The 6,030-nt window shown below is 53.0% G+C and carries 5 protein-coding genes; all 5 read right to left on the bottom strand.

Translation table 11 applies throughout. The features are described 5' to 3' along the window. Positions 1 to 205: 205 nt before the first annotated feature. On the bottom strand, positions 206 to 757 hold the full coding sequence (locus AC2FNC_RS19730) for a hypothetical protein (protein ID WP_480608323.1): 552 nt from the start codon (positions 755 to 757) through the stop codon (positions 206 to 208). 558 nt (positions 758 to 1,315) lie between these two features. Continuing rightward, positions 1,316 to 2,758: a TolC family protein gene (locus AC2FNC_RS19725; RefSeq protein ID WP_496716406.1), complete on the bottom strand. Its 1,443-nt coding sequence runs from the start codon at positions 2,756 to 2,758 to the stop codon at positions 1,316 to 1,318. Continuing rightward, positions 2,755 to 4,356 (bottom strand): FUSC family protein, encoded by a 1,602-nt coding sequence (locus AC2FNC_RS19720; protein ID WP_496716405.1) that lies wholly within the window; start codon positions 4,354 to 4,356, stop codon positions 2,755 to 2,757. The genes AC2FNC_RS19725 and AC2FNC_RS19720 overlap by 4 nt, the downstream gene beginning before the upstream one ends. Further along, complete coding sequence (locus AC2FNC_RS19715; protein ID WP_496716403.1) at positions 4,353 to 5,399, bottom strand: HlyD family secretion protein; 1,047 nt, start codon at positions 5,397 to 5,399, stop codon at positions 4,353 to 4,355. Before AC2FNC_RS19715 ends, AC2FNC_RS19720 begins: the two co-directional genes overlap by 4 nt. After that, entirely contained in the window at positions 5,399 to 5,599 is a 201-nt protein-coding gene (locus tag AC2FNC_RS19710) for a YtcA family lipoprotein (RefSeq protein WP_496716402.1), read from the bottom strand. Before AC2FNC_RS19710 ends, AC2FNC_RS19715 begins: the two co-directional genes overlap by 1 nt. Positions 5,600 to 6,030: the final 431 nt, after the last annotated feature.

Genomic DNA, 6,030 nt, shown 5'->3' with positions numbered 1-6,030 from the left:
CCACAGTGCACTGGGCTATCGCCCGCCAGCACCTGAAACCATCATCCCGATGGATCACAGGCCGATGATGCACTAACAATCAAATCGGACCAGTCAGATGAGGCTGCTCACCCGCAGACCGGTCATTCAACCGACCTTCAACCAACGTCCTTTTTGGACAAAAGGAACAAAAAAATGGGCCCAGTCAGATCAGGCTGCTCAGCCTTCAGGAGACTGCACCTATTTGTCCACCGGATGAGGTAGAACCCAATGCCTTTAGTAGTAAATGAATGTTCGCTCTTGCGGCACCTTCGTTAGCTTTTTGCAACCTTTCAACGCCAACAAATGCCTCCGACAAATCTGCCGTGTACTCCGACTTTATAGTTCTGTCGAAAAGTATCCTGCTATTAGTATCAATAATGTTGTATCGGACGGTCATTGCGACCTTCAAATCGAAGCCAACAAGCGGTTGTTCGACACTAAGAATATCAGCACGTAGCGTGTACTGGCCTGAAGTAGAGTAAATTCCAGCTTGACGAAGAGAAGTTTCTAAAGCCGCCTGAAAATCTTCTTTTGATATTTCCGATGTCCACATGGGGTTGGTTTCTTCCCCACCATATCCAGTCACCTTTCCGACTGAACTGTGGTATTTCGCCGAACTTGGTGTTGGTGCAATTGAACCCGGAACCATGGCCGTTTTTTGCGCTGGCTGAGCACAGCCGGCTAGGAGTATGCACATTGCCACCCCTGTTACTTTGCTGGCAAAATCAAAAGACATAATCCCCCTTTCATTCACAGCCACTGTTATTTGGCTCAAAAGTGAAGTGAACTGCCAATGATTTAATGATCTTAGGCCAGAAGCGTCTTTGATGTGTATCAACTCAGAATTTAGCTGGCACCGCAACGAGCGTCCCCAATAAGGGGACGCTTTTGTCCGTTAAACGTTCCATCAAAAAATTTGATGGTGCCGCACTGGTGCAAACGGCAGATTCGTCCGCGACCCGGTCATAGCCTCGATTTTGGCTAACGTCTGCTTAAATGAAAAGCAGTCTTCCTTGGTCGAAGTTTCAAAATTTCCGCCCTGAACGTCAGCTCTACGCGTCCAATCAGCCATCTGAGGATAACGCTCAAATGACTGAGTTGAGCCCATTCAAACCAACGCTGCAACAAGTTTCAATGGCGGCTTCAATTCGGTTTCAGTCCACTACTGCCAGTCGATCCTTCTCTCCTCCGATTTTGCTCAGAAACCCTCGCCGACAATGGGTCGGGCGCGCTTGTTCTCTCGCTCTACTTTATAGTCGCGTCACTGCGGTTCAAAAATCTATGGAATGAACGTCTAGTTTCCATACGTTCCGGTCGCTAAAGCCAAGGCTGCGGATGAACTGTAAACTGCGGCTCGTGCGTCCGCCAGCGCTTCAATGGCGATAAACTCATTCAAGGCGGCCACAGAAGCGTCTGAAATAGTGCCAATGCCTGCGGCGTAGGCACTTTCTGCCGCGTCTGCAGTGCGTTTTGCTGAGGTCACAAGATCCTGCGCTGCAAGGTGCACGGCCAGCGAGGTCTTTAGTGCCTGATATGCCAAGCCAACTTCTCTACTGGTTACTGAGCGCGCGATCTCGACCCCAACTTTCGCGGAGCTTACCCGACCATTCGCGTTGTTTAGACGCGTCTCCTTCAGCCCTCCATCGAAAACTGGAGTAGTTACTCCTAAGAACACTCCCGAACTTGAGGTTGTGCCAATACCTCCAGGTTCAAATCCATTAATGCTCAGGCCACTGTTCCCTGCCAACACATTCGCGCCCACATAAATTTTTGGAAGGTAGGAAGCAGCGGTTGCGTCCAAATCAAATTGCGCCGCCCGCACTTCAGCCAGAGCAGCTAGCACCTCCGGGTGTGATTTCATGGCGCTTTGGACATAAGTCTCCAAAGTCTTACTTTTGGGGGACGGAAGTTGCCCGGTTGTCGGCCTGATCCGAACAACAGAATTGGGTGATAAATTCAAAGCCGAGGCGAGCAACACCAGGGCGGCACCAACTTCGCCTGCGACCTGCGATTGAACCACCCTGGTTTGGGCCAAGAGTTGTTCTGCCTGAGCCACTTCAACGTCATTTCCAAGACCTGAGTCCTTCCGTTTGTTGGCTGCTTCGAGAAGCTGTTCCGCACGTTGGGTCGCGGCTGTGGCCGCCACGTTCTTTTTTTGAGCAGCATCGAGACGGTGGTAGTGGGAAGATACGTCGAAAATAAGTTGCAGATGCGCTCTGTTAAACTGGAGTTCGGCCACTCTTGCCAGCTGATCGGCGGCCTGCTGCCGTGAGATGTTCTCACCGAAATCAAAAAGCAGCCAGGATACGCCGACCACGGCCGCCACGCCGCTAACGTCTGTCGAAACCGTTGAAGGGGGCAGGAGAGCCGGATTTACATCAGTGTTGAAACGCTGACCTCCGGCAATAACTGATGCAGTCACCAATGGCAGCGTGGCTGCACGAACAGCTGAAACGTTTTGGCCTGCTTGGCGTGCGGCAAGCCAGGTTTTGCGAGTGACCGGGTTTCTGCTTTGGGCGATGTCTATCAGCTGCGGCAACGTGTAGACCTTGCCGGTAGACACGCCCGGCAGTGTGCTTGTATCCAGAGCGATTTCTGCAGACAAGTCTGCATCAGCCTGTCTGGTTTCTGGTGAATCCACAATCGGGGTTGAGGACGCAACCAAGCTGCGCCCTTGGGGCGCCTCTTCGCATCCCAATAAAAGCAGGAAGAGTACGCATACACCGGTTTTCTTCATGAAGCTCCGCCTCTGGAGTTCGGTGGCGTGTTCTGCGCTTTTTGATTGAGCGGGCGCGTTCTGTTTACGATCTCCACAAAAAGCCGGTTCGTATTGATCCAGAGTGCATCCAGCGCAAGCTTCGAGCTGGGTGGCAGCGTGGGATCTTTTCTCGCAATAAAAACCTGTCGGCGCAACGCGGCCACCTGATCTGTCAATTCCAGCATTTCTTCCCCATCGCCCCCTTGGTCGCACGTTCGCGCTGCATTTCGTCTTCTCAGGGTCAAGAGTTGTTTTCCGATACGGGCCTCTGGCCTATCGGTAAGAAAGGTCTGGAAAGCAACTGTGACGATCAGCGTCCCCAAGAGTATGCCGCAAAACCGTCCCCAAGCAATTGCCAAATCAATCTCTGGCCCTGGAGAGTTCACAACTGTCAGGAGGAACACGAGAGCGATCTGCAAACCCATGTACGACACGACTTCGTTGGAAAGAGCGATCCACGCAGCGGGAAAAAGAACCACTGAGCAAACTAGTCCAAGTTGCGAGGCGTTTTCGATTTCCGGAATGACCCAAAAAAGTGTTGAAATTGTGATCAACGCGCCTGCGAAAAAGCCGGCCATCCTCAAGCCGGCTTTATAGTAGGTCTCGTGCTTGGTCGAAATAGAAATCAGGAAAGTTGTAATCGTGATGGTGTGTATTTCTGGCCACTTCAGTAGCAGGAACACTATGTAGCTGATCCCCACCGCCAAGGTTGCGACCAATGCAAACCGTATGTCAGGACTGAAAGGTGTCTTCTCGTCGTTCGTACTCCGTGCGTTCACTCGCGGGGACTTGCCGCCAACGGGCATCTCGATGGGATGCGGCAGCACGTTCTGCAAAGAAAGAGCCAGATTCCGTGCCGTTCCATCCGCAAGGGCTTGCCACTGTGGAAAGGAAGATGGCAGGAACCCGCTATTGCGAATTTGTTGCAAAGGCTTGGTAAGACTTCTGGGGCTGGCAAGAAAAAATGACCGTACACGTCTTTTGTTCGACGGATTACTTGCGACCCGGGCATCGAGAACTTGCTGACGCAGGCCAAGTTCATTTCGAACGAAGCTCAAGGGCAGTCTTCCTAGTAAAAGCTGCGATACAATGAGCAACCCCATTGGCAACATCACAACGGCTATCAGCCAGAACATGCCTCGTAAAACTAGATCGGGAAAAGGGATCACGTCCAGCGAGCTCAGTACTTCGAAAATGATCATGCCGGCGGTGGTGACGACTGCCCCTTCGCTGCTTCCGCTCGCCAGATAAAAGCAGCCAAATGCCGCCACAAGCATAAGAGGAATTCTCAACGCAGGCTGGCCTGACGTCGCCATAATTGCCAGAGTCAGCAATGCTACTGCAAATAATGCAGCGAAGATGAGCGCGATTGCGATCCCGATCGTCTCCAAAGCACCCGGCCTCACCGCAAACAGTACCAAATAGGCGGACAAGGCGGTTTCCGGCAGGCTCAGATGCTTGGAAAACACGATTGTCAGCCCGACGACAGAGGCCAGAACCAGAGCTTTGAAAGCTCTGTCCTTTACGTCAAAAGGCCACAGATCGGAGAATACCAAAAACGAATGCAGCTGTTTCAAGGGGTACCCAGCGAAATGGTCGCGCTGGCTCCTACCCTCAGGAAGTCCGGAAATGGAGCTTCCAGCTCAATGTGAACCGGATATCTTTTGGCCAGACGCACCCAATCTGTTGTCGGCGGCACGAAAGGCAAAAGGCTGCCCAGTTCCAAAGCATCCTGGGTTTGAACGCCCCAACCCACGGAACGGACCGTGCCAGCGATCGGCTGATCCGGGTTCGACAGAATCCAGATTGTGGCCGGTATTCCGTGTCGGATCTCAGCCAGCTCCGTTTCTTTGAAAAACGCTTCGGCATACCAGCTGGCGTCATTGATCAGGCTTAGCACGGGGGCATCTGGCAAGACCCATTCACCGGCGACAATTGAAACGCCGACCGCCTTACCGTCGAAAGGCGCAAATATCTGCGTACGGGACAGCATGTGTTCGGAAATTGCCAGCGCCGCCTGGGCAGCGGCAAGGTTGGCGTTGAGAACGTCGGTTGTCTTCACCAGTTCGTCGGCGGCCTTTGCGGTTTGCGTTGCAACCTGCAAGGAAACCGCTGCATCCGCCGCAGCAGTTTCCGCTTCGTCCAACGATTGCTGCGAAGCAATGCCCTGTTCAACCAATGGGCGGAGACGCTCGACCGTTGCCTGAGCGAGGCTCAGATTTTGCGTGGCACGTTCAATTTCAGCTGCGGCTGAAATCGCGTTTGCGCTCTCTGCCTTTATTGCTCGTTCCGCTTCGCGAATTGCCGCTTGAATCGCAGCCACGTTTGCTTCGGCCTGAGCCTTCTCAAGCTGATAGTTCGAAGGGTCAATTTCAAACAGCAAATCACCCTCGGCGACCAGGTCGTTTTCCCCAACATGAACCGCGCTGATTTGGCCTGGCACGACAGCCGAAATATTCGCGACTTCGGCAGCAATGAACGCGTCTGTCGAACGTGGCTTGTCTGACAGGTTAGCCAGCACAGCCCAAGTGGAGGCAAGCGCTGAAACAACGATCCCTGCAAAAACCGCCCAGCCAAGGTACCGTTTTCGAGGATCCAGGGGTTCAGTCGGGAACGTCATCAGAGAAACATCACGAGCCAGAAGACGTTGGCCCCAAGCAGAACGGTGAACGAATAAACAAGCGCTGGAAACGGCAGGGCAGGAAGAAAATTGAAAGCCTTGAACACTCCGTGCGCAATAACGGCACATCCAATTCCCACCATCAGACAAGCAGCCCAGGCCGGAAAATAGGAGCCGAACACAGTTATTGTTGGGGACATACCAAGCCTTAGATCAGCACGAATTCAGGATGTGCGTTCAGATTGAAAAATTCAGAACAAAATTACAATCCAAATCTAAATGACGCCAACTTCAGAGACCATCTAGGTGAATCCAAGCAGCCATCTGTCAACTAACATTGAAAGGCTGCTTTGGGCCGGGAGCGCTCACTGACCACTTGATGTCCGATGGCAGTTTTGTCCGCATCTGAGACATCGGAGGCATCAGTGCCGAATGGCAGGTGCTGGGAGAAGCGGTCGTCCAGGCCCTAAAGCGGACGTCGCCACGCGGTCCCGTCGTCTCGAATGGCTTCTCAGCGCAGCAAGGACGAAGCCGCTCGCGCGGCATTGGAGCCTGTGGCAGGCGTTTTGCATTGATCTGACCCCTGTGCATTTGGGAATGGGCGCGGCTGTCTGACGATTGGGACCTCTCA

The sequence above is a fragment of the Ruegeria sp. BHSA123 genome (assembly GCF_059613425.1).
The sequence above is the reverse complement of the archived record's forward strand: the minus strand, read 5'-3'. Positions and strand labels throughout refer to the sequence as shown.